Source organism: Amycolatopsis antarctica, assembly GCF_002262875.1.
In the GTDB taxonomy this organism is placed as follows: Bacteria; Actinomycetota; Actinomycetes; order Mycobacteriales; family Pseudonocardiaceae; genus Amycolatopsis; species Amycolatopsis antarctica.
Map to the genome: position 1 here is coordinate 1 of NZ_NKYE01000004.1, position 21,751 is coordinate 21,751.

At 70.5% G+C, this 21,751-nt stretch carries 25 protein-coding genes, 1 tRNA gene and 1 pseudogene; 14 read left to right on the forward strand and 13 right to left on the reverse strand.

From position 1 onward, the window contains the following. Positions 1-246: 246 nt before the first annotated feature. From CFN78_RS28685 to CFN78_RS07915, 3 genes are all read right to left on the reverse strand, one after another. The gene (locus CFN78_RS28685) at positions 247-561 is read right to left on the reverse strand and encodes a hypothetical protein (protein WP_133116302.1); all 315 of its coding nucleotides are present in this window, start codon (positions 559-561) and stop codon (positions 247-249) included. Positions 562-1,217: 656 nt separating this feature from the next. Further along, positions 1,218-1,290 (reverse strand) — tRNA-Arg (locus tag CFN78_RS07910). Positions 1,291-1,369: 79 nt separating this feature from the next. Next, a complete protein-coding gene (locus CFN78_RS07915; protein WP_094861987.1) occupies positions 1,370-3,223 on the reverse strand; it encodes a toll/interleukin-1 receptor domain-containing protein in 1,854 nt (617 codons plus the stop codon). A gap of 100 nt (positions 3,224-3,323) precedes the next feature. Between CFN78_RS07915 and CFN78_RS07920 the strand changes: the two genes are divergently transcribed. The 9 genes from CFN78_RS07920 (at position 3,324) to CFN78_RS07960 (ending at position 11,566) form a co-directional block, all read left to right on the forward strand. Further along, positions 3,324-3,794 (forward strand): hypothetical protein, encoded by a 471-nt coding sequence (locus CFN78_RS07920; RefSeq protein ID WP_133116303.1) that lies wholly within the window; start codon positions 3,324-3,326, stop codon positions 3,792-3,794. Continuing rightward, positions 3,791-4,483 carry a hypothetical protein gene (locus CFN78_RS07925; protein ID WP_205660459.1) on the forward strand — a complete coding sequence of 231 codons (693 nt, stop codon included), beginning with the start codon at positions 3,791-3,793 and terminating at the stop codon, positions 4,481-4,483. Before CFN78_RS07920 ends, CFN78_RS07925 begins: the two co-directional genes overlap by 4 nt. A 90-nt stretch (positions 4,484-4,573) precedes the next feature. Continuing rightward, positions 4,574-5,224, forward strand: coding sequence for a response regulator (locus CFN78_RS07930; RefSeq protein ID WP_094861989.1), 651 nt, complete (start codon positions 4,574-4,576; stop codon positions 5,222-5,224). Positions 5,225-5,234: 10 nt separating this feature from the next. Then, the gene (locus CFN78_RS07935) at positions 5,235-5,855 is read left to right on the forward strand and encodes a trimeric intracellular cation channel family protein (RefSeq protein WP_094861990.1); all 621 of its coding nucleotides are present in this window, start codon (positions 5,235-5,237) and stop codon (positions 5,853-5,855) included. Positions 5,856-5,900: 45 nt separating this feature from the next. Next, positions 5,901-6,590, forward strand: a complete 690-nt coding sequence (locus CFN78_RS07940; RefSeq protein WP_094861991.1) for a response regulator transcription factor — start codon at positions 5,901-5,903, stop codon at positions 6,588-6,590. 8 nt (positions 6,591-6,598) lie between these two features. After that, positions 6,599-7,966 (forward strand): sensor histidine kinase, encoded by a 1,368-nt coding sequence (locus CFN78_RS07945; RefSeq protein WP_094861992.1) that lies wholly within the window; start codon positions 6,599-6,601, stop codon positions 7,964-7,966. 101 nt (positions 7,967-8,067) lie between these two features. After that, positions 8,068-8,856 carry a DeoR/GlpR family DNA-binding transcription regulator gene (locus tag CFN78_RS07950; protein ID WP_094862288.1) on the forward strand — a complete coding sequence of 263 codons (789 nt, stop codon included), beginning with the start codon at positions 8,068-8,070 and terminating at the stop codon, positions 8,854-8,856. After that, the gene (gene galT / locus CFN78_RS07955) at positions 8,853-9,965 is read left to right on the forward strand and encodes a galactose-1-phosphate uridylyltransferase (protein ID WP_094861993.1); all 1,113 of its coding nucleotides are present in this window, start codon (positions 8,853-8,855) and stop codon (positions 9,963-9,965) included. Before CFN78_RS07950 ends, galT begins: the two co-directional genes overlap by 4 nt. Before the next feature lie 104 nt (positions 9,966-10,069). Beyond that, on the forward strand, positions 10,070-11,566 hold the full coding sequence (locus CFN78_RS07960; protein ID WP_094861994.1) for a S1C family serine protease: 1,497 nt from the start codon (positions 10,070-10,072) through the stop codon (positions 11,564-11,566). Between the two features lie 131 nt (positions 11,567-11,697). Here the strand turns inward: CFN78_RS07960 and CFN78_RS07965 are convergent, their stop codons facing one another. The 5 genes from CFN78_RS07965 to CFN78_RS07985 are packed head-to-tail and all read right to left on the reverse strand — an operon-like array spanning position 11,698 to position 15,194. Continuing rightward, entirely contained in the window at positions 11,698-12,114 is a 417-nt protein-coding gene (locus CFN78_RS07965) for a hypothetical protein (protein ID WP_094861995.1), read from the reverse strand. Continuing rightward, entirely contained in the window at positions 12,111-13,241 is a 1,131-nt protein-coding gene (locus tag CFN78_RS07970; RefSeq protein WP_094861996.1) for a molybdopterin-dependent oxidoreductase, read from the reverse strand. The genes CFN78_RS07965 and CFN78_RS07970 overlap by 4 nt, the downstream gene beginning before the upstream one ends. After that, on the reverse strand, positions 13,238-13,861 hold the full coding sequence (locus CFN78_RS07975) for a methyltransferase domain-containing protein (RefSeq protein ID WP_094861997.1): 624 nt from the start codon (positions 13,859-13,861) through the stop codon (positions 13,238-13,240). Before CFN78_RS07975 ends, CFN78_RS07970 begins: the two co-directional genes overlap by 4 nt. Next, positions 13,858-14,538, reverse strand: coding sequence for a TIGR04282 family arsenosugar biosynthesis glycosyltransferase (locus CFN78_RS07980; protein ID WP_094861998.1), 681 nt, complete (start codon positions 14,536-14,538; stop codon positions 13,858-13,860). Before CFN78_RS07980 ends, CFN78_RS07975 begins: the two co-directional genes overlap by 4 nt. After that, positions 14,535-15,194 (reverse strand): glycosyltransferase family 2 protein, encoded by a 660-nt coding sequence (locus tag CFN78_RS07985; RefSeq protein WP_094861999.1) that lies wholly within the window; start codon positions 15,192-15,194, stop codon positions 14,535-14,537. The genes CFN78_RS07980 and CFN78_RS07985 overlap by 4 nt, the downstream gene beginning before the upstream one ends. A 313-nt stretch (positions 15,195-15,507) precedes the next feature. Here CFN78_RS07985 and CFN78_RS07990 point away from each other — a divergent pair, with 313 nt between their 5' ends. Both CFN78_RS07990 and CFN78_RS07995 read left to right on the forward strand, forming a co-directional pair. After that, the gene (locus tag CFN78_RS07990) at positions 15,508-16,224 is read left to right on the forward strand and encodes a response regulator transcription factor (protein WP_094862000.1); all 717 of its coding nucleotides are present in this window, start codon (positions 15,508-15,510) and stop codon (positions 16,222-16,224) included. Continuing rightward, positions 16,221-17,270, forward strand: a complete 1,050-nt coding sequence (locus CFN78_RS07995) for a sensor histidine kinase (RefSeq protein ID WP_094862001.1) — start codon at positions 16,221-16,223, stop codon at positions 17,268-17,270. Before CFN78_RS07990 ends, CFN78_RS07995 begins: the two co-directional genes overlap by 4 nt. Before the next feature lie 48 nt (positions 17,271-17,318). Here CFN78_RS07995 and CFN78_RS08000 read toward each other — a convergent pair whose 3' ends face one another. Further along, positions 17,319-18,380: an NAD-dependent epimerase/dehydratase family protein gene (locus tag CFN78_RS08000; protein ID WP_165777485.1), complete on the reverse strand. Its 1,062-nt coding sequence runs from the start codon at positions 18,378-18,380 to the stop codon at positions 17,319-17,321. 138 nt (positions 18,381-18,518) lie between these two features. Here CFN78_RS08000 and CFN78_RS08005 point away from each other — a divergent pair, with 138 nt between their 5' ends. After that, the gene (locus tag CFN78_RS08005; protein ID WP_094862290.1) at positions 18,519-19,019 is read left to right on the forward strand and encodes a MogA/MoaB family molybdenum cofactor biosynthesis protein; all 501 of its coding nucleotides are present in this window, start codon (positions 18,519-18,521) and stop codon (positions 19,017-19,019) included. Between the two features lie 5 nt (positions 19,020-19,024). Continuing rightward, a complete protein-coding gene (locus CFN78_RS29085) occupies positions 19,025-19,198 on the forward strand; it encodes a hypothetical protein (RefSeq protein ID WP_094862002.1) in 174 nt (57 codons plus the stop codon). Between the two features lie 19 nt (positions 19,199-19,217). Here the strand turns inward: CFN78_RS29085 and mscL are convergent, their stop codons facing one another. Both mscL and CFN78_RS08020 read right to left on the reverse strand, forming a co-directional pair. Next, on the reverse strand, positions 19,218-19,619 hold the full coding sequence (gene mscL / locus CFN78_RS08015; RefSeq protein WP_094862003.1) for a large-conductance mechanosensitive channel protein MscL: 402 nt from the start codon (positions 19,617-19,619) through the stop codon (positions 19,218-19,220). Positions 19,620-19,703: 84 nt separating this feature from the next. Then, positions 19,704-20,375, reverse strand: a complete 672-nt coding sequence (locus CFN78_RS08020; protein ID WP_094862004.1) for an SAF domain-containing protein — start codon at positions 20,373-20,375, stop codon at positions 19,704-19,706. 177 nt (positions 20,376-20,552) lie between these two features. Here CFN78_RS08020 and CFN78_RS30190 point away from each other — a divergent pair, with 177 nt between their 5' ends. Next, positions 20,553-20,846, forward strand: coding sequence for a hypothetical protein (locus CFN78_RS30190; RefSeq protein ID WP_338065518.1), 294 nt, complete (start codon positions 20,553-20,555; stop codon positions 20,844-20,846). Positions 20,847-20,908: 62 nt separating this feature from the next. Here CFN78_RS30190 and CFN78_RS30195 read toward each other — a convergent pair. After that, a pseudogene (locus CFN78_RS30195) lies at positions 20,909-21,094 on the reverse strand (FmdB family zinc ribbon protein); the annotation flags it as partial. Beyond that, positions 21,091-21,747 (reverse strand): 5-formyltetrahydrofolate cyclo-ligase, encoded by a 657-nt coding sequence (locus tag CFN78_RS08030; RefSeq protein WP_094862006.1) that lies wholly within the window; start codon positions 21,745-21,747, stop codon positions 21,091-21,093. The pseudogene CFN78_RS30195 and the gene CFN78_RS08030, both read right to left, overlap by 4 nt. Between the last annotated feature and the right edge of the window lie 4 nt (positions 21,748-21,751).

Consider the following 21,751-nt stretch of genomic DNA (forward strand, 5'->3'; position numbering starts at 1 on the left):
CAGCTGCCGCCCGGACTTCTCACTCTTGCGTGGACTCACAAGGTCCGATGTCATCACTCACAGTGCCCATCCCGCCGGACCTCAGTCCGGCGTGTCGGGCCAGAAACACCGATGTTGAAACAGTCCCGGTGATCGGTGATGCTGGTTGTGACCTGCATCGATTGCGTTTGCAATCGGGTGTCAGTCGTGGATTGTGTAGGTAGTCTGTCGTTGATTGAGCAGGGTAAAGCGCCACCGATTGTTGGACTACGGTCCACCAAGTCCTTTGAATGCCTCGTCCATGAGGAGTCGGGCTCGCTCGTCCAAACGAGCGTCGTCCTCGGGTGCCATCTTCTGGTTGACTGCTACCACCACGACGCCCCGACCGTCCTCCCGCGCCGCGGAGTCGCTCTCAACCGTCACGACTTTGAGTTTTAGAGCACGGCCAGCACGTCGCCCTGCCGCTCGGGACTCGGCGATGCCTACCAGGTCGGTCGGATCAAAATGGCGGACCCACTGCGCATCGACTTCGAGGTGACGCATGATCTGAAGGGTCAGCTCATCGGGCGAGTTACTGGCCATGGCTCGATCCTTCGGTAGCGTCGTCCGATCGTCAAGCTGCCGCTATGGCAGCGCGGTAGCGGCCGACGCTGACGCCGAGGTTTGTGCCGGCCGGTCGCTGCACGGTAGACACGTCGAAGACGGATCCCTCTGATGCGGTTTCCGTAGGCACCGTTGTTTGTCATAGTCGTTCGACACCTTGTCTCACCTGCGCCAACGGCGTGACCGGACTTGCTGTCACCTGGGCTGTTTGCCGTCGATCCCGGCGGATTCTTGGCAATTCCTCGGCACCGCCCGTGCTTGAAATGGCGTGGGGCCTGCGTACCGCGACCGCTACCCCACAGCCGTAAGAGCCGACCTCCCGGCGGCCCACACCAGGGCACGGTTCCGCCAAGTTGCTGCGGAGACGGCATTCACGGGGGTGCACCCGCACGACTTCCGGCACTACGTCGCAGGGCTGCTCGACAGGCCGGACTGACCGCCCCTGGAGATCGCCGACTACCTCGGGCACGAGCGCATCAGCACCACGCAGGAGGACTACATGGAGCGCGGCGTGGTGGGCGAGGCTGTCGGCACCGCGCTGGCAAAGCCTCCGAAGACCAAGCCACCAAAAAAGGAGTTAAAGCAGGATCGGCAGTTCGCGATTCCCCTGGTCAACTCTCTGACCAGGGGTTTTGCGCCCCCGGCAGGATTCGAACCTGCGACACCCGCTTTAGGAGAGCGGTGCTCTATCCCCTGAGCTACGAGGGCAAGGGAACCTTCGGGCGATCCTAGCCGATGCCGACTTTCACCGTAACGCGGTGCGGAGCCCGAGCCGGGGGCCGGGCGTTCAGTCGAGACCGATCGCGTTTCCGCTGATCACGCCCAGTTCGGCGGCGTACTCGGTGACCGTGGCGCCCAGCAGGGCCAGTTCCTGGCGGACATGGTCGTGATGTTCCCAGGCGCGCTCGTGTTCCAGTCGGCTCACGGACGCCGGCCGGAGGTCCTCGTGGGCGGTGAGCTCCGGGTGCCAGCGGGTCAGCGTCTGCCGGAGCAGGTCGTTGGCGAGGGTGTGCGCGATGGTGCCAAGCCCGGGACGTACCGGTGTCGACAGTCGTGCCGACGCCGGATGCACCCCGCCATGGGTCCGGCGGATTATCCGCAGCAGCATGTGCAGGGAAGCCAGCGCTTCACGGAGAGATCCTTGCTGTGACGGCAGGGGGTGGCCGGTGACGCGGTTCAGGATCTCGACCTGGATTCGATGGGCCGCGCGCCGTTCCTCCTCCGTCCTGGCATCCCGGTCCGACAGGGAGGGCTCGCTTCGGGGCGGCTTCGGCTGCTCGGTGAGCGTGCGCAGAGTGGCCGCGCGGAGCCGTTCGGTGCGTGCCGGATTCGAGTCCCAGCAACGAAAGGCGAGCGCGATCGCCGGGGTTACCCCAAAACCGTCCAGCGAACCCGGGTCCGGTATCACCCCGTTGTGCCGGAGGTCGGCGAGCGCCTTCGACGTGTCATCGTCCGCCGGAGGGTGTTCGTCGCCGTCGACGAGGCCGGTTATCGCGCGCACCTGCCGCTGCGAGAGCGTGGCCGGTCGTGCCGCCGTGAGGGACCGGAGCGCGTCGGTGCCCGTGGGCGAAAGCCGTTCGAAACTCGGACGGACCCGCTCGGTGATCGGCTGCAGCAGATCGTGCGGCGCCTCGTGCAGGCGGTTGAGCGCGGCGTCGACGCCGACGATCCCGGCCAGCCTCGTCACCCGTTCGCGCAGCCCAGGACTGCCGATCGTGGCCTGGTGGACGGCGCGGGCAGACGCCGTCTGCTCACCCGGTCCGATACGTGCCATCAACTCGGGCAGCACCTCGTCCACCGCCAGGTCGGACAGCTCGATGCCGGTGCCCAGGTCCTTGAGCCGGGGGTCGCGGGTCGTGAGCAGAACCGCGGTGGCCGGATCGGATGGCAGGAGCTTGCGGGTCTCGTCGACCGGCCGCTCGATACCGTCCAACACCAGGAGTTTGTCACCGGGCGGCCGGTCGACCGGCACGGCCCCGGGGTCCGCCCAGGTCACTCCGCCGGGGAAGGCGGTGCCGAACCGTCGGACGTATTCCGTGACCAGAGCGGTCTTCCCGATGCCCGCGGTGCCGTGCACCACGGCCACAGGCGGTGCGGGCGGCGCGGTGAGAGGGCTCCGATGCGCGTGCAACGCGGAATGAATCGCCCACAGCTCACGCCATCTGCCGGTGAACCTCCCCTGCGTGACCGGCGCCGCGGACGGTGGGCTGCCTATCGGGGTCCGTAACGTGGCGGCGCGTTCCGCAATCGCCACGGCGAGGCGGCCGATGGCCTGCGCGGTCGCCGGTGGCGACGGCAGCAGCATGTCCCGGAGTTGAACCGGCTCGACGTGGTCGACCGACGGCTCCGGATTGATCGCGACGATCCGGGCCAGCGGTCGCCCCTCCGCCTGGCCAGCGGCGAAGGCCGTCATGAACTCGTGCCGGCAGGCCATCCGCGCGGGGTAACCAGCCGAGTAGTACGCCAGCAGCAACTTGCTGTCCCGCAGTGCGTCGAGCGCGGTTCCGGAGATCGAATCGAACACCGCGATGCCGTCGGCATCGCGGAACGTGCGCAAACCCGCGGCACGCAGGCCGTCGGTGATCCGCGCGACCATTCCCTCGCATTCCCGGCTGTAGCTGACGAACACGTCCCAGGTCATGGTTCCCCCAAGCACAGCGGTGTCGATCGGTCGTGCACGCTACCCGGCCGGCGAGGCCGGGCGCCTCTACGATCGGTACGTTCGGACGCGGAGGTACCTGATGAACAGCGACGGAAAAGCTGATCGCCAACTCGCATGGGAACTGCACGTCGAATTGGCGACGCGGGTGTCGGCGACCGAACTCGCCGAGGGACAGGGGCTGCTCACCGAGGCACTGTCCAGTCTGCACGCCGTGTTCGGCACCGCCCGCGCAGCACTGGCTGCCTACCCGAGCCGTGAGATCGAGGACCGGGAAGACTCCGTTCCGGCCCTCGTGACCCGCCTGTTGAACAACCTGCTGCGGCCCTTCCTGAGCAAATGGCACCCCCGGCTGCTCGCCTACGAAGAACTGCGTCCCGACGGGATCGGCAGCTCCGAACATGAGAGCGTCTGGGAACACAGCGCGTTGCTGAGAGCGGAACTGGCCGAACTGCAGGCGCTGGTTCGCGAAGTGGCCAGGCGTCTCGCCGACATCGCCCAGGTGGTCTCGCTCGTGCCCGCGGAGCAGCGCCCCGTCGCGGAGACGGCATGAAGTGGCCGAAGCGGCGCTCGATGCGTCCCCACGAGGTGAGCGTCAAGCTCAAGCTGCCGTTCGTCGGCGAGTTCGGTGGCCTGTGGACACCCCAGCGCGCGGAAGCGGACGCGGCCTGGGAACTCTACGTCGAACTCGTCACCCGAATCGCCGTCGAGAAGTTGCGTCCCGACGAGGGGCTGGCCCGTGAGGCACTCACCAGTCTGCACAGCGTTTTCGGTACCACCAGGGAGATCCTGCGGAAGTACGGTCCCGCGGTGGCCCCTCGGGACAGCCGTGGCGACGTCACCTTCGGCGGACTCGCCATCGCCGTGCTGAACACGACGCTGCGTCCGTTGCTCACGCGCTGGCATCCGATGCTGCTGTCCTGGGAGGCCGCACGCACTGACGGCGCCGATCCGGTCGAGCACGAGAACTCCTGGCCGCGGATCGGTGAACTGCGTGCCGAGATCGAGGAGACACGGTCCGGCCTCGCGCAACTGGCGGCGGTGCTCGCCGACGTGGCGGGTGCGAAACCGCTGACCGCTGCTCCACCCGCGGGCACCGCTCCTGCCCGGCCACCGAGGCGACGGGGGGGGGGTAGGTACCTAGCTGGCTCTCCCGTTCGCGGGCCACGCCGCCCGCTCGCCGGGCGGCCACGAGCCGTCGACTGCGTGGCGGGCACCCTCCGCCCGCCTGGTGGCCGCTAGCCGCGTGTGGTTTCCGTAAGCTGAAGGCGCATGGGTAGCCTCTCCCGAACGGGCGGTGGTGGATGCCCGCGACACGCTGCCGGAGGCGTTTTGATCAAGGTCATGTTTGCCGACGACGAGGAGCTGGTCCGTTCGGGCCTGCGCGCGATGATGTCCGGTGCGCCGGACATCGAGATCGTGGGCGAGGCGACCGACGGCAGATCGGCGGTCGAGACGGCCAGACGTGTGAACCCGGACGTCGCGCTGCTCGACATCAAGATGCGCGTCGCCGACGACGGTATCCGTGCGCTCCGCGCGATCCAGGCGCTGCCGGATCCGCCGACCGTCGCCATGCTCACCACCTTCGACATTGACGAGTACGTCAGCCTCGCCCTGCGCCTCGGCGCGAACGGTTTCCTGCTCAAGGACATCGACCCGGCCGCGCTGCTGCGCGCGGTGCGCGACCTGGCCCGTGGCGGGGCCGTGCTCGACCCGGGCGTGGCCGCCCGCATGGTCCACGCGCACCGCGACGAGCAGCGCGCCGCCCAGCCCGCCCGCAAGCTCCTGTCCTCCCTCTCCGACCGCGAACGCGAGGTCGTCGGGCTGATCGGGCAGGGCATGTCGAACGCCGAGATCGGCGGTCAGCTCCACCTCTCCGAGGCGACCGTCAAGGGTTACGTCTCCGCCGTGCTGTCCAAGATCGGTGCCGCCAACCGGGTGCAGGCCGCGTTGCTGGCGTACCGCGGCGGCCTGCTGGACTGACGGGCACGCCGTGCTGGTCGCGCTGGAACTGCTGGGGCTGGCTGCCTTCGCGGCGTCCGGCGCGTTCGCCGCCGTCTGGGCCCGCCTCGACGTCTTCGGCGTCATTATCATCGGCCTGACCACCGCGCTCGGCGGCGGCATCATCCGCGACGTGCTGCTGGGCATCAACCCGCCGACGACCCTGCGCACCTGGCCCTACCTGGCGGTCAGCGCCGCGACGGCGCTGCTGGTGTTCGCCTTCCACCCGGTGCTGGCCCGCCTGCGCAGGGCCGTCCTGCTCGCCGACGCCGTCGGCCTCGGACTGTTCGCCCCCGCGGGCACGGCGATCGCGCTCAACGCGGGCGCCCCGGTCTACACGGCCTGCCTGATCGGCATGACCACCGGTATCGGCGGCGGCGCGATGCGCGATCTGCTGCTGCGTGAGATCCCGCTGGTGCTGCGCCGCGAGATCTACGCGATCGCGGCGCTGGCCGGCGCGGTGCTGGTCGCCGTGGGTCACCAGCTCCGCTGGCCACCGATCCCGGTGACGGTGGGGGCGGCGGCCGTCGTGGTGACGATCCGGCTGGTGTCGCTCTGGCGGAAGTGGAACGCCCCGGTGGCTCGCGGCACCGGCCGACCCGCCGGTGAGTGAGGGTGTTCTCAGGGCGGTCTCAGTGAAGCGGGTAAGACTGTGGGCATGCGCATTCTCGTTGTCGACGACGACAGGGCGGTCCGGGACTCCCTGCGCCGCTCACTGGAGTTCAACGGTTACCAGGTGGAGCTGGCGGGCGACGGGGCGCAGGCGCTGGAGATGATCGTCGCCAGCAGGCCGGACGCGATGGTGCTGGACGTGATGATGCCGCGCCTCGACGGTCTCGAGGTGGCGCGCAGGCTGCGCAGCACCGGCGACGACCTGCCGATCCTGGTGCTCACCGCGCGCGACACCGTCTCCGACCGCGTGTCCGGGCTGGACGCGGGCGCCGACGACTACCTGCCGAAGCCGTTCGCGCTGGAGGAACTGCTCGCCCGCCTGCGCGCGCTGCTGCGCCGCGCCCAGCCGGAGCCGCTCTCCGGTGACGCCGAACTGCTGTCCTTCGCCGACCTGACGCTGGATCCCGGTACCAGGGAGGTGACCAGGGGCGAGCGGGCGATCAGCCTGACGCGCACCGAGTTCGCGTTGCTGGAGCTGCTGCTGTCGTACCCGAAGCACGTGCTCACCCGCGGCCGCATCCTCGAGGAGGTGTGGGGTTACGACTTCCCGACCTCGGGCAACGCGCTGGAGGTCTACATCGGCTACCTGCGCCGCAAGACCGAGGCCGACGGCGAACCGCGGCTGATCCACACCGTGCGCGGTGTCGGCTACGTCCTGCGGGACACCCCTCCGTGAGCGCCCGCATGCGAGGGCAGGACCGGCGGTTCTCGCTGCGCGCCAGGGTCACGATGCTGGCCGCGATCTGCGTCGCGGGTGCGGTGGCGCTGGTGTCGCTGGGCGCGTACGTCATCGTCCGCGACAACCTGAACCAGCAGCTCGACGACACCCTCACCGAACGCGCCAACGCCGCCGTCCGCACCGCCGTCGTCGGCCCGGAACTCCGGCTGATCCCGGCCGCGTTCCTGACCAGCGCCGACATCCGCATCGGCCTGCTCGGCAGCGGCGGACAGCTCCAGGTGCCGGACGCGGAGACCCGGCCCGCGGTGGGGCAGCTCGAACTGGAGGTCGCGCGCGGCAACGCGGACCGCTCGCTGCGCACCGACACGGCGACCGACAGCCGGGTGATCGCGGTCCAGTCCGGCGCGGGCCAGGCCCTCGTGCTGGCCCTCCCGCTGGGCCCGACGAAGCGGACGCTGAACGAGCTTTCCGTGGTGCTGCTGCTGATCGGCGGCGCCGGGATCCTGGTGGCGGCGATCGCGGGCACGGCCGTCGCGCGGGCCGGGCTGACACCGGTGCAGCGGCTCACCTCGGCCACCGAGCGCGTCGCGCGCACCGGGGACCTGACGCCGATCCCGGTCAGCGGCGACGACGAGCTCGCCCGCCTCTCGCACAGCTTCAACACGATGCTGGACGCCGTCGCGGAATCGCAGGAGCGGCAGCGAAGACTGGTGGCCGACGCGGGCCACGAGCTGCGGACGCCGCTGACCTCCTTGCGTACCAACCTGGAACTGCTGCTGGCGGCGAGCAGGTCGGAGACGTCCCGGCTGTCCGAGAAGGACCGCTCGGACATCGAGGCCGACATCGGCGGGCAACTCGACGAACTGACCCAGCTCATCGGCGACCTGGTCGAGCTGGCCAGACAGGCCGAGCCGAGGACCGAGTTCGAACGAGTCGAACTCGGCGAGGTCGTCGAACGCGCGCTGGACCGGGCCCGCCGCCGGGCCGGGGACATCGACTTCGAGGTGGACCTGCGGCCCTGGGTGCTCACCGGCGATCCGAGCGCACTGGAACGTGCCGTGCTCAACCTGCTCGACAACGCGGTGAAGTTCTCCCCGGACGGCAGCGTGGTCGGGGTGCGGCTGCGGCCGCTGGGCGACGGGACGGCCGTGGTCGAGGTGTCCGACTCCGGGCCGGGCATCGCCGATGCCGACCTGCCGAAGGTGTTCGACCGCTTCTACCGCTCCTCGGAGGCGCGCACGCTGCCCGGGTCCGGACTCGGCCTCTCCATCGTGCAGCAGGCCGCGGAACGGCACGGTGGCGCCGCGTATGCGGGCAACGTGCCCGGCGGGGGTGCGTTGCTCACCATCCGCCTGCCGGGAGTGCCGGGCTGACCGAACACGTTCACACGGCGGAAATCCAGTTCCCACCTCGCGTGCGTGTTTGATCGTGTAGGATTTTGTGTGTTTCGCAGGTGTGAACGGACGGGGTGAACGTGCTCGCGCGGCAGCGGCAAGCGGTGATACTCGAGGAGGCCCGGCGCTCCGGCGCGGTCCGGGTCAGTGACCTCGTGCTGCGCCTCGGCGTCTCCGACATGACGGTGCGCCGCGATCTCGATGTGCTCGCCGGCCGCGGCCTGGTGGAGAAGGTCTACGGCGGCGCCACCTCGGTCGGCGGCAAAAGTACCGACGAGCCGGGCTTCGAAGCGAAGTCGGTGCGGCAGCGCACGCAGAAGGAGGCCATCGCCTCGCTGGCGGCCGGCCTGGTCCGTCCCGGCACCGCCATCGGCATCTCCGCGGGCACCACGACCTGGACGATGGCGCGCGCACTGGAGTCGATCCCCGGCCTCACCATCGTCACCAACTCCATCCAGGTCGCCGACGTGCTGCGCGGTTCCGGCGAGGCCGACCGCACCGTGGTGCTCACCGGCGGGGTACGCACGCCCTCGGACGCGCTGGTCGGCCCGGTCGCCGTGCACAGCCTGCGCAGCCTGCATCTCGACCTGGTCTTCCTCGGCGTGCACGGCATGGCGGACGGCCCGGGGTTCACCACGCCGAACCTCACCGAGAGCGAGACGAACCGCGCGCTCGTCGAGGCGGGCCGCAAGCTGGTCGTCCTCGCCGATCACACGAAGTGGGGGATCGTCGGCATCTCGACGATCGCCGATCTCGACGAGGCGGACGTGGTCGTCAGCGACGACGGCCTGTCCGAGCACGCCAGGGAGACGCTGGCGGAACAGTCCGGGGAACTGATGGTCGCGAACGTGGACGAGGACGACGAGTGAAGCGCACCCTTCGGCATCTCGCCGATGGCCGGGAGATCATCTACTTCGACGACCAGGAAGCCCCACCGGAGCGCACCGCGCGGGACACGCGCGATCTGCCCCCGGTGGCCGCGACCTCGGAGATCCGCCGTGACCCGCTGACCGGCGAATGGGTGGGCATGGCCGCCCACCGGCAGACCCGCACCTACAAGCCGCCCGCGGACCTGTGCCCGTTGTGCCCGACGAAACCGGGCAAGCCCAGCGAGATCCCGGAGGCCGACTACGACGTCGCCGTCTTCGAGAACCGCTTCCCCTCGTTCGCCCAGGGCGTCCACGGCGAAGCGTCCACTGTGGACGACGCGGGTGTCGTGCCGATCGCACCGGGCAAGGGACGCTGCGAGGTCGTCTGCTTCACCAGCGACCACAACCGCTCCTTCGCCGGCCTCGCGCCGAGCCGGGTGCGCACCGTCGTCGACGCCTGGGCCGACCGCACGGCCGAACTGTCCACGATGGACGGTGTGGAGCAGGTCTTCCCCTTCGAGAACAGGGGCGAGGAGATCGGGGTGACGCTGCACCACCCGCACGGCCAGATCTATGGCTTCCCCTTCGTCACCCCGCGCACCGCGCGGATGATCGAGGTGGCCCGCGAATACCACGCCGAACACGGCAGGCACGTGCTCGGCGACGTACTGGCCGCGGAGCGGGCATCCGGAACCCGGGTCGTCGCCTCCGGCGAGCACTGGACGGCGTTCGTCCCGCCCGCCGCCCGCTGGCCGGTCCAGGTACAGCTCGTCCCGCACCGGCAGGTGCCCGACCTGACCGCGCTGACCGGTGCCGAGCGGGACGACTTCGCCGGTGTCTACCTGGAGGTGCTGCGCCGCTGCGACGCGCTGTACGGCCGCCCGCTGCCCTACATCGCCGCCTGGCACCAGGCGCCGGTGCGCCGCGACCGTGAACTGTGCTGGCTGCACCTGGAGGTCTTCTCGGTGCTGCGGTCCCCGGACAAGCTCAAGTACCTGGCCGGTTCCGAGTCGGGCATGGCCGTGTGGGTCAACGACACCACCCCGGAGCAGATCGCCGGACGCCTGCGCGACGCCGTCACCTCCGCACAGGCGGCGTCCCCCGCGTAGAGTCGCCGCGTTGTTTCGATCCGGCGGCCCCTCGGGTACGAACTCTCCGGGTAAGCACAGGTTCGACTCAGCAAGCTCTCAGGCCCGAAGCGCATGGTGGTGACATGACCGAGAACGACCCCAGTGCTCAGCGCGATCCCGGCACCCAGGCAGACGGTGACGGGTGGCGCGAGTCCGCCGCACCGCGCCAGAACCCGGCACCGTACGAGAACGCGGACCAGGCGAGATGGTCACAGTCCGGCGATCCGGTGACCCCTGCCCCCGGCACGCAGGCCCCCGGCACGCAGGTCCCTGGCTCGCAGGTTCCCGGCGAGTACGCCTCCGCGGAGTCCGCTCCGGGGGCGTGGCAGACGCAGGCCGCGCCGCAGCACCCGCTGGGCGCGGGTGCCGCGCCCAGCGCCGAGCAGCACACCGGTCCGCACTACGGACCCGGTCACCAGGGGCCGTACTACGGCTACCCGGGCATGTCCTACCCGACCCCGCCGGAGCGGCAGCCCAAGCAGGGCAAGGGAACCGGCAAGCTCGTCGCCGGTGTCGCGGTGCTCGCGCTGCTGGTCGGCGGCGCCGCGGGCGGAGTCGGCGGCTACCTGGCCTCGGACTCCAACGACGGCTCCTCCGCCGTCAGCGCCCTGCAGGAGCCGCCGCGCAGTCAGCAGACCTCCGCTCCCGCGCCGGAGGGCACCGTCGAGTCCGTGGCGCAGAAGGCGGGGCCCAGCGTGGTCCAGCTCCAGGTGCAGGGCAGCGACGGCCAGGGCTCCGGTTCCGGCTTCGTGATCAGCCCGGACGGCTACGTGCTCACCAACAACCACGTCGTCGAGGCCGCGGCCGCCGGCGGCAAGATCCAGGCCGTCCTGCAGGACGGGCGCCGGGCCGCCGCCGAGGTCGTCGGGCGCGACCCCACCTCGGACATCGCCGTCGTCAAGATCGAGGGCGCGGACGGGCTCGTCCCTGCCGCTCTCGGCCGTTCCGACGATCTGCGGGTCGGGCAGAGCGTGGTGGCGATCGGCTCCCCGTTCGAGCTCACCGGCACCGTCACGGCCGGCATCGTCAGTGCTCTGCACCGCCCGGTGCGCGCCGGTGGCGGTAGCGCCGGCCAGGAGACCGTGATGGACGCGGTGCAGACGGACGCGGCGATCAACCCCGGTAACTCGGGTGGGCCGCTGACGAACATGGCCGGCCAGGTCATCGGCATCAACTCGGTCATCTACAGCCCGCCGGGTGCCGGTGGAGCGCAGGGTCAGGAGCAGGAAGCCGGCAACGTCGGCATCGGCTTCTCCATCCCGATCGACCAGGCCAGGCGCACGGCAGAGGAGATCATCCGCACCGGCAAGGCCACGCAGACCTTCATCGGTGCCGAGGTGGGCGACAACCCGCAGGGCGGCGCGACGATGGGCCGGATCACACCCGGCGCACCGGCCGAACAGGCCGGGCTCAAGCAGGGCGACGTCGTGACGAAGCTCGACGACCGGGCGATCGACAGTGCCGACGCGCTGGTGGCGTCCATCCGCACCCGGGCGCCCGGCGAGAAGATCTCGCTCACCATCGGTGACTCGCGGCAGATCGAGATCACCCTCGGCGGCCAGCCCGTCGAGGCCAAGTAACACCGTTCGACTCTCGGCCGCAGGCGCGGCCGAGGCCAACTCCGGCCCACTGCCCCAGGGCCGGAAACACTGGCGGGGAGAGCGCCGCACCGGGTCCTGGAGTCCGGTGCGGCGTTTCTCGTCGGTACCGTTCAGTCGCCGCTCCTGGCCGGGGCCAACTGCCGGTACGCGCCGGCGGCGAGCGAGACCGTCCACACCACGGCCAGGGTGAGCAGCAACCCGGTGGTGGTGTCGGCATCGTGCAGGCCCGGACTCGGCGGCGTTCCGAACTCCCGCCACAGCAGGGGAAACGCCAGCAGTCCGAGCATCGCCGTGAGCACCAGCGCGAGCCGCACCGGAGCCCGCCAGGCGGCCGGGAGCGCACGGATCAGCAGCAGGCCGACGACTCCCACCACGGGCGCGACGAGCAGGTCGTGTGCCAGCGGGCCGCCGAACAGCCAGGCGGCCGCGACCAGGCCCTGTGGCCCGAGTGGCAGGGCGAACTCGGCGAACAGATAACCACCCCAGACCAGCATCGCAAGACCGGCGGTGAACACGGCGATCCTCATCGGGCCTCCAGCCGTTGAACCCACTTCGTCTGCAGGACGCCGGGCCGGTTGGGGGCGATGATCCGGCACGGGTAGCCGTGGTCGATGTCGAGTTCCTCGCCGTTGAGTCGCAGGGCCAGCAGACTGATCGGGTCGGCCGTGTGCTCGCCGGGCAAGGTCGAGGTCGCGTAGAGGCCACCTCGTTCCAGCGAGATGACCCGAACCTCCGCGCCGGGTGCGCTACCGGCGGCGCGCAACAGGTCACCGACCGGAACGCCGGTCCAGGTGGCCGACTGGCTCCAGCCCTCCACGCAGGCGATCGGCAGGTCCGCCGTGGTCTGTGGCAGCGCGGCGAGTTGGGCGAGGGTGAACGTCCGGGAACCGGAGGGCGTCACCACCTCGAGCGCCCACCGTGGGTCGCGGGCAGCGTCGATCACGCCCGCGCTTGCGGCGGTCTTGTTGACCGGGACGCCCTGCGAGCCCTTGCCCGATCGCCAGGACAACCCGGACACGTTGCGCAGCAACGGAACCGTAGCTCCTGCCGTGGCGACGACGGCGACCCCCGCGGTCAACCAGGTCGTCCGCAGGAATCCGCGCCGGGACAGTCCGAAATGGTCGTCCGGCTTCGCCGCCGCGTCCGGGTCCTTGCGTAATCCGGTGCGGATCACCGGTAGCTTCACCGCGACATGCACCAGGACCGAACCCATCGCCACCCACGCGACGGCGTAATGCACCGCCGGGAAGTAGAAGTTCCACGGGTAGTTCTGCGCGACGTTGAACAGGCCGGTGAACAACTGGAAGAACGCCGCCGCCGAGAGCACCAGGATCGATCCGCGTTCCAGCGCGTGCAGCGGCGACCGCACCAGCGGCCGGGAGAACAGCTTCGGGTACACGCTCCACAGCTTGGCCAGCAGCAGCGGGATCGCCGCGATCCCGGAGATCACGTGCAGTCCCTGCGTAACCCGGTACAGGTTCACCGGACGGCTCGGCCAGGCGAACAGGCCCGTCGGGTGCTGGATGAAGTGGCTGATCAGGCCGGTGACGAAACAGACGGTGAACGCGATGCCCAGCCAGCGGCCGATCCGCGCGGTCACCCGCTCGTCGTGCGCGAGGCTGGAGAACCCGCGAAACCGGAATGACGTACTCATGCCGGCTCCAGTTCGGCGAACCAGCGCCGGTCGTGCGCCGCCGTCCAGCCGACGCGCAGGCCCGCGGCCGAGGCCACGCCCCGTACCGCGTCCGCGCCGAGCCACGCCCACGGAAACCAGGTACCGCTGACGGCAGGCTCGGACACCCGCACCCGTTCGCGGTGCAATCCGCGTCCGGGGGTTTCGAGTTCCACCACCACGCTGCCCTCCGCGGCCAGCAGCCCGGCGATACGGCGCAGCAGTGCCACCGGGTCCCCGCCGATACCGATGTTGCCGTCGGCGAGGAGTACGTGCCGCCAGCGTCCCTCGCCGGGCAGGTGGCCGAACACGTCCCGGCGCAGCGCCGCCGCACCTCGGCGCGTCGTCAGGTCCACGGCCACCTCCGAGCAGTCGATCCCGAGCGTGACGATCCCGCGTCCGGCCAGCGCCGCGGTGAGCCTGCCGGGACCGCAGCCCACGTCCAGGGTCGGCCCCGCGCACCTTCCCAGTAGCAGCTCGTCGGCAGGGTCCGGGTCGGTACGCCAGCGATCAGTGGGCAGCGGAAGATGGTCACCGCCGGCCAGTTCCAGCCAGCAGCGGCGTCCCAGCAGTCCGCAGTCGAAGGCTCCGGTGACGGTCACGTGGTCCCCATCCGGCTCGCGAGCGCGGCGACAGCCGCGCCGAACCGACTGTGCGGCAGGGATTTCGCGACCGCCAGGGCGTCGGCGATGGTGTCCACATCGGACAGTGTGTGCCCCGTGGCGGTGCGCAGTCCCGCCGCCCGTAGGGCCGCGAGCGTCCGTTCGCCGGTGTCCGCGCGGGACATCGGCACCTCGGTCAGCGCGGCGGCATCGGCCGGGTCGCGCAGGCCGAGCGCCCACCAGCCGCCGTCCTCGGCGGGGCCCAGCGCGGCGTCGGCGCCGGTCAGCAGTTCGGCGACCGCGTCCAGTCCGTCCGGCGTCACCTGTGGGGTGTCCATTCCGATCTGCACGATCGGCAGACTCGGGTTCCGCCTGCCCGCGTCGGCGTGCGCGTATGCCAGCCGCCAGGCGAAATCCGGGCCTCGCTGAGTGATCACGGTGGTCTCGCGAAGCAGGGAACGCAGTTCCTTGCCGTGAGCGGCCGCACCGAGATCGCCGGTCATCGCCACCACCACGCTTGCGTCCGAAGTGGACAGTGCGACCTCCAGGGTGTCCAGCAGCGCCGCCGCCGCCACCTCCGCGGCCTCGTCCGGGGTGGCAGGCGGGCACAGTCGCGTCTTGGCCAGCCCTGGCACCGGTGCCTTCGCCACCACGAGCAGGCAGTATCCGGCGGTCATCGGCTCAGCACCCTTGCCATGTCGCGCACGGCACGCAGCGTTCCGCGTACCGAACCGGACACCTTCGACTTCGTCCCGGCCGCCCGCGGACCGTAGCCGACGTCGAACTCGCGTACGTCCCAGCCCGCGTCCGCCGCGAGAATCAGCAGTTCCAGTGGGTAACCGAAGGCCCGGTCGGTGACGTTGAGCTCCAGCAGCGCGGCGCGCCGGACCGCACGGGCGGGGGCGATGTCGCGCACCGGCAGGCCCTTGCGGCGCAGGATGGCGGCGAGCAGCAGGTTGCCCGCCCGCGCGTGCCACGGCCACACTCCGGCCGAGGCCGGCACTCTCCGGCCCACCGCCAGATCGGCCCCACCGCGCACCTCCGCCACCAGCGTGGGCAGTTCCCCGGGATCGAGCGAGCCGTCCGCGTCCAGGAAGCAGACGATCTCCGACTTCGCATACTCCAGTCCGGTGTGCACGGCCGCGCCGTAGCCGCGCCGGGGCTCGTCGATCACCGTCGCGCCCCGGTCGGCCGCGATCCGTTGCGAACCGTCCGTGGAGCCGTTGTCCACGACGATCGCACGGAAACCGGGGGGCAGGGCATCGAGCACGGCGGGCAGCGCGGCCGCCTCGTCGAGACACGGGAAGATCACATCGACTTCGTCAGCACTCACCGGCCTGACAGTAGGTCCACCGTGGACGGTCGGAAACCCGTACTCGGCTTACCGAAGCATGACATTGCCCGGATGGGGGATGAGGTCTTACCGAGTCGTGACGTTCCGGGGCCTGAGCCGCTGGTACCGGCCGATAGGATCTACCGTGCGCCGGGTGTGGCGTTGGGTGCCCGGCGAGTCTTCCCGCCCGGTGTCGGTCCCGCCTGTACGCGCGTCCGGTATGCGGTCTCGCGTCGCCCGCGGCTGCCGCGCCGGTGGTCACGACTCTGTCGGCGGCGGGCCACCGTGTGCGGACGATCTGACGAGGGGCGGCATGAGCGGGACAGGCACGAATGTGCGGACGGGGCTGGTGCTGGTCGTCGATGACGACGACACCGTCCGCGATGTGGTCCGGCGCTATCTGGAGGTCGCGGGCTTCTCCGTCGCGGTGGCCGCCGACGGGGCCGAGGGGCTTCGCCAGTTCACCGCACGAGCACCAGATCTCGTCGTGCTCGACGTGATGATGCCCGGCCTTGACGGACTCGAGGTGTGCCGCCGGCTGCGCCAGGTCAGCGCGGTACCGGTGGTTCTGCTGACCGCGTTGGGGGAGGAGGAGAACCGGATCGCCGGGTTGCAACTCGGCGCGGACGATTACGTCACCAAACCGTTCAGCCCCCGCGAACTCACCCTGCGCGTCGTCTCGGTGCTGCGGCGGGCTCGTATGCCGTACCCCGTTGGCGTTGCCCCCGAACTCCGCGACGGTGACCTCGTGCTGTACATGAACGCCCGGCAGGCGTCGCTCGGAGGTGCGGAACTTCCTCTCACCGCTAGGGAGTTCGACTTGCTCGCCCACTTTCTCAGCCACCCTGGCACCGCGTTCTCCCGACAGGACCTGCTCGAACAGGTGTGGGGCTGGGACTTCGGCGACCAGTCCACCGTGACCGTTCACGTGCGACGGTTGCGGGAGAAGATCGAACCGCTACCGGCCAAACCCGTCCGGGTCACCACCGTGTGGGGCGTCGGCTACCGCTACGACGCGGGCGCGTCGTGATCACCTCCGGCGAGACATTCGCCGAGATGCTCGAGCACGTCTGGCACATACTGCCGTACGCGCTCACGTTCGCGCTGCCCGTCGTCGTCCTCGGCGGTCTGCTGCTCTGGTTGCTGCGCAACAGGTCCCTGGCGAGTTCGCTCACGCTGCTCGTGATCGTCCCGATCGCCGCGACGATCACCGGGGTACTGGGCGTCAGCGGCTTCATGTTCACCCCGACGTTGACCACGATGCTCCTCGTCTGCCTGCTCGTCGGTCTGGTGATCGTGCCGGCCGCGATCGTTCTCGGGCACGGAATCGCTCGTCGCAGCGTCTGGGAGAGCGATGCGCGGGAACGGGAGCGTGCCGCGGAAGCCTCCCGGCGTGAGCTTGTCGCCTGGATCAGCCACGACCTGCGCAGCCCGCTATCCGGTATCCGTGCCATGGCCGAGGCGCTGGCGGACGGTGTAGTCGCGGAGCCTGGCGAGGTGGCCGGGTACGCGCATCGGATCAGCGGGGAGACCACTCGGCTCTCGGCGATGGTGGAGGATCTGTTCGAGCTGTCCCGGATCACGGCGGGTGCCCTGGAGCTGAGCATGTCCTCGGTCGCGCTGTCCGACGTGGTCAGCGACGCGATCGCCGGGCAGACCCCGGTCGCGGAGCAGAACCAGGTGCTGTTGCGGGCGAGCGCGCAGGCGCGGCCGGTGGTGTCCGGCAGCGATCCGGAGCTGGCGCGGATCGTGCGGAACCTGGTGGCGAACGCGATTCGGCATACCCCACCGGAGGGCACCGTGGCGGTGCGAATCGGCGTCGACGGCCGCGAGGCGCTGCTCTCGGTCGACGACGGCTGCGGCGGTATCCCCGAGGACGAGATCGGCCGGGTCTTCGACGTCGCGTATCGCGGCACGCAGGCCCGTACCCCGGAACGCTTCGGCACCACGGCGGGCGGCGGCCTCGGCCTGGCCATCGCGAAGGGTCTCGTCGAGGCGCACCGCGGACGTATCGGTGTGCGCAACAGTGGCGCGGGCTGTCGTTTCGAGGTCCGGTTACCCCTCGCCACCCCCTGATCCGGTTCGCAACAGGTTTCGCCCGGCGCGAGTGGTCCGTTCGGATGGCTAAGGGGTGACCGGGTCGCGCAGCCGGGCGGTGGCGAACGCGGTCATTCCCTCGGCGAAACCGGTCTCGGCGGTGAAGCCCAGCAATTCTGTCGCGCGTGCCGGGTCGGCCACCACGTGCCGGACGTCGGCGGGCCGCGCACCCCCGACGATGCGCGGCGCCGGCCCGTCGCAGGCACGCGCCAGCTCGGCCGCCAGTTCCCCGACGGTGTGCGGCTCACCCGAGCAGACGTTCACCGGCGTCAGCTCACCCGGTGTCCCCTCGGCCGACAGTGCGAGCACGTTGGCCCTGGCGACATCGTGGACGTGCACGAAGTCGCGCCGCTGGGCACCGTCCTCCAGCACGGTCGGCTGCTCCCCGCGCAGCAACGCGGACCGGAACAGCGAGGCCACCCCGGCGTACGGGGTGTTCTGCGGCATCCGCGGGCCGTAGACGTTGTGGTAGCGCATCGCCCACACCGTCCCGCCGGTCTGCCGCGCCCACGCCTCGGCGAGATGCTCCTGCGCGAGTTTCGTGGCCGCGTACGTGCTGCGGGGGAGCAGCGGGGCGTCCTCCGGCACCAGCAGCGAGTCGAGTTCCCGGTCGCAGGTACCGCAGCGCGGTTCGAATCGTCCGGCGTCCACATCGGACTGACGGCGTGGCGAGGGCGGCACGATCCCGTGTTCCGCGCAGGTGTACCGGCCCTCCCCGTAGACCACCATCGACGAGGCGAGCACCAGCCGTGTCAGTCCGGCCGCGTGCATCCCGGCGAGCAGCACGGCGGTGCCGTAGTCGTTGTTCAGGGCGTACGACGGTGCGTCGGACGGGTCGATGCCGTGCCCGACGACAGCGGCCTGGTGGCACACGGCGTCCACCTCGGACAGCAGTTCTCCGAGCAGCCCGGCGTCGGTGACGTCGCCCCGGACGAAACGGTGCGATCCGAGGTAGCCGGGTGGGTCGCCGGCGCCGTGCGCCGTCGGCAGCAGGTTGTCCAGCAACACCACCTCGGCGCCGGATTCGGTGAGCAGGTCGGCTATGTGGGAGCCGATGAAGCCGGCTCCTCCGGTTACGAGAACGCGCACGGCGGCAACGCTATGGCCGCGAACGCGACCGCGCATCGTGGACGGCGCCGACATCGGCGCCGGAACCGCCGGTGGTCTGCGACACGGGAGGCGTCCCGGCGCCTCCACCTCGCGCCGAAACCGACTACGGTGTGGTTCATGGAACGCAGCGCGCAGCGGCTGGGCCGCGCCCTTGTCGTGGTCGTCGACGACCGCACGGCCCACGGGGAACACGAGGACACGACCGGACCGCTGGTGACCGAACTGCTGGAGGAAGCCGGGTTCATCGTCGATGGCACCGTGGTGGTGCATGCCGAGACCGTCGCGATCCGCAACGCGCTCAACACTGCCGTGATCGGCGGCGCGGACCTGGTGATCACGGCCGGGGCGACCGGGGTCTCGCCCCGCGACGTCACCCCGGACGCCACGGCGGGCGTGCTCGACCGTCCGATTCCGGGCATCGGGGAGGCACTGCGCTCCTCCGGCCTGGCCGCCGGTGCGATCGACGCCGGCATCTCCCGGGGTCTGGTCGGCGTCTCCGGCAGCACCCTCGTGGTGAACCTGGCCGGTTCCCGGGCAGCGGTCCGGGACGGCATGGCGACGCTGTCGTCCCTGGTACCGCACGTGATCGACGAACTGTCCGGCCTCGACGAGAACTGAGCGTCATGACCGGCGACGAGCCGCACGAACCTCCCCGCAAGACCGACCGCCGCACGCTGGACGAGGTCTTCGGGGAGGTCCTGCCGGACACGACCAGGGACGAGCGGGACGACCGGCCGTCGTCCGGCTCGCCGGATCGCTGGTACCTGGAGAACCGGCCGCCGCACCACGACCGCTGAGCGGCCGGCGGCGGGACGGTCAGCGGCTCTGCTGCTGCTGACGGAGCAGGTCGCGGATCTCGGTGAGCAGTTCCACGTCGGTCGGCTCGGACGGACCGGCTTCCTGGCCCCGCTTGCGGCGCTCCTGCAGGTGCTTCACCGGCATGACGATCACGAAGTAGACGACTCCGGCGACGAGCAGGAAATTGATCGTCGCGTTGATGACGCCGCCGAAGTCCAGGAAGGTGCTCTCGTTCGCGCTGAGCACCCGGAAACCGAGCCCCTGCGCGGCGTCCGAGCCGCCGATCGCGTTGATCAGCGGCTTGATCAGACCGTTGGTGAACGAGGTGACGATCGTGGTGAACGCGGCACCGATGACCACGGCGACCGCGAGGTCCACGACGTTGCCGCGCATGATGAAGTCCTTGAAGCCCTTGAGCACCGTGCTCTCCTTCTCGGGAAGGGGACCAACGTTCGTTTGTGTCCCGGTACATGTCGCCCATTACGTTTCGGTCACTGAAACGGGCTACCGGAGCGTAACCGCAAGGGAATCGGTCAGCGACACCCCGGCGACCTGTGCGGCCGCAGCCTCCGGAACGGACACCAGGACCATCGGCCCGCGCGGGTTCCCGCCGGGTTTCCGTTCGCCGGAGTCGTCCACGACGGTGATGATCACCGCGCCTTCGGCGAGCACCCGACGTTGCTGTTCCGGGGTTTGCGGCGCCACGATGTCCACTGTGGACCCAGGATGCAGGAACTCGGCGACGCCCGCGTCGGCGAGCCGGATCGGCACGGTCGCCCGGTCCGGACCACCGAGGCCCGCCAGGTCACCGTGCGTGCCGACGACACGGACGTCCGTCAGCGGCTCCCCCGTACGGGTGGCACCGGCGAGCAGGCGACCGTCCACTGTGCCCGGTTCGGTGTAAGCGCCACCAGGCCGAAGCGACTCGGGCATCCGTGCCACACGTACATGTTCGGCGCCCAGGGTGGTGCCCTGCGGAAGATCGGCCGCGGCGACGAGTACCGGCACGGTGGCCTCGCCGGCGGAGACGCCCGGGCGCATGGCGAGCGCGGCGGCACCCAGCAGCAGCGCGACGGCGAGTCCCCGCCGCAGCCGCAGGATCAGCCGTCCGTGCGAGCGGGAACGCGCTCGCAACGCCTGCCATCGCCGCCCGCAGGCCACACCGAATCCGCCCATGCTGCCGCCCCCGCTTCCGCCACGAGGACGGACCGCCCGCCCTCGGCAACGACGTTAGGCAGGCGGACGGGCAGGCAGAAGGCCCGGATCAGCGGCCTGTGGACAACTGGGGGTCTGTGGACAACTGGGGGATGGCGGACCCGCTACGGCGGGACTCAGGAAGCGGACGAGGTGGCCTTGGCCGATCCCGAGGAGCCGGACGAACCCGAGCCGGACGAACCCGAGCCGGACGAACCCGAGCCGGACGAACCCGAGGCCCCCGAACCGGACGAACCCGATGAGCCCGAGGCCCCCGAACCGGAGGATCCGGAGGATCCCGAATCCGATCCAGAGCCGGACGAACCCGACGAGCCCGAGGACTCGGACTTGCCCGAACCGGAGTCGCCGCCCTTCGACTCGCCGGAGGAACCCTTGGCGTCGGCCGAGGAGGACGTCGACGAGGTGCTCGAGGAACGGGAGTCGTTGCGGTAGAAGCCGCTGCCCTTGAAGATCACGCCGACCGCGCCGTACAGCTTGCGCAGCGTGCCCGAGCACTGAGGGCATTCCGTCAGGCTGGCGTCGGAGAACGACTGCACCGTCTCGAACCGGTGGTCGCACTCCTTGCAGGCGTACTGGTAGGTGGGCACTGGTGCTCCTTCGCGGCTTGGCACTCGAAGTCCGAGAGTGCTAATGCGATTCTGCGGCACGGTATTCCCCGAGCGCAAACCCGGTTTCGTCACACCCGGGCAGAGCAGGGTAGCCGGACGAGCCCGCGACCCGGAGTCAGGGCCGCGTGCATGCGCACGTCATGCGGCTCCGCGGGCAGCCGGTCAACGAGTTCGGTGTCCCGGACGACCGCGATGAGCTCGACATTCGGCGAGAACGCCAGTGAACGGTCGTAGTAGCCGGCGCCGCGGCCGAGGCGGACGCCCACCCGGTCCACCGCCAGCGCGGGCAGCAGCACCCGGTCCGCCGTCGCGGGCGCGGTGCTGCCGAGGCGCGGTCCGGCGGGCTCCAGTACGCCGCGCAGCCTGCCCGGCACCAGGGAGGACGGCCCCGTGTACTCCGCCCACTCCAGCGGACCCGGAGTGGACGGGATCACCGGCAGCAGCACCCGTGCGCCGCTGTGCGCGAGCGCGTCCAGCAGCGCCGTCGAACCCGGCTCGGAACCGAACGGCACGTAGGCGCACACCGTGCCGGAGCCGGCGAGTCCGCGAGCGGTCACGGCCAGTCGCCCGGCGTCGGCGACACGCGCGGCATCCGGCGTAACCGCACGTCGTCGCGTCAGGTGCGACCGCCATTCGGCTTTCGTCCCGGACGGGCCGGGGGCGCGATCGGGCTCGGTTTCGGAACGCTCCGCGTTGCTCGCGTGCTCATTGCCGGGTGGGGCCACGCGA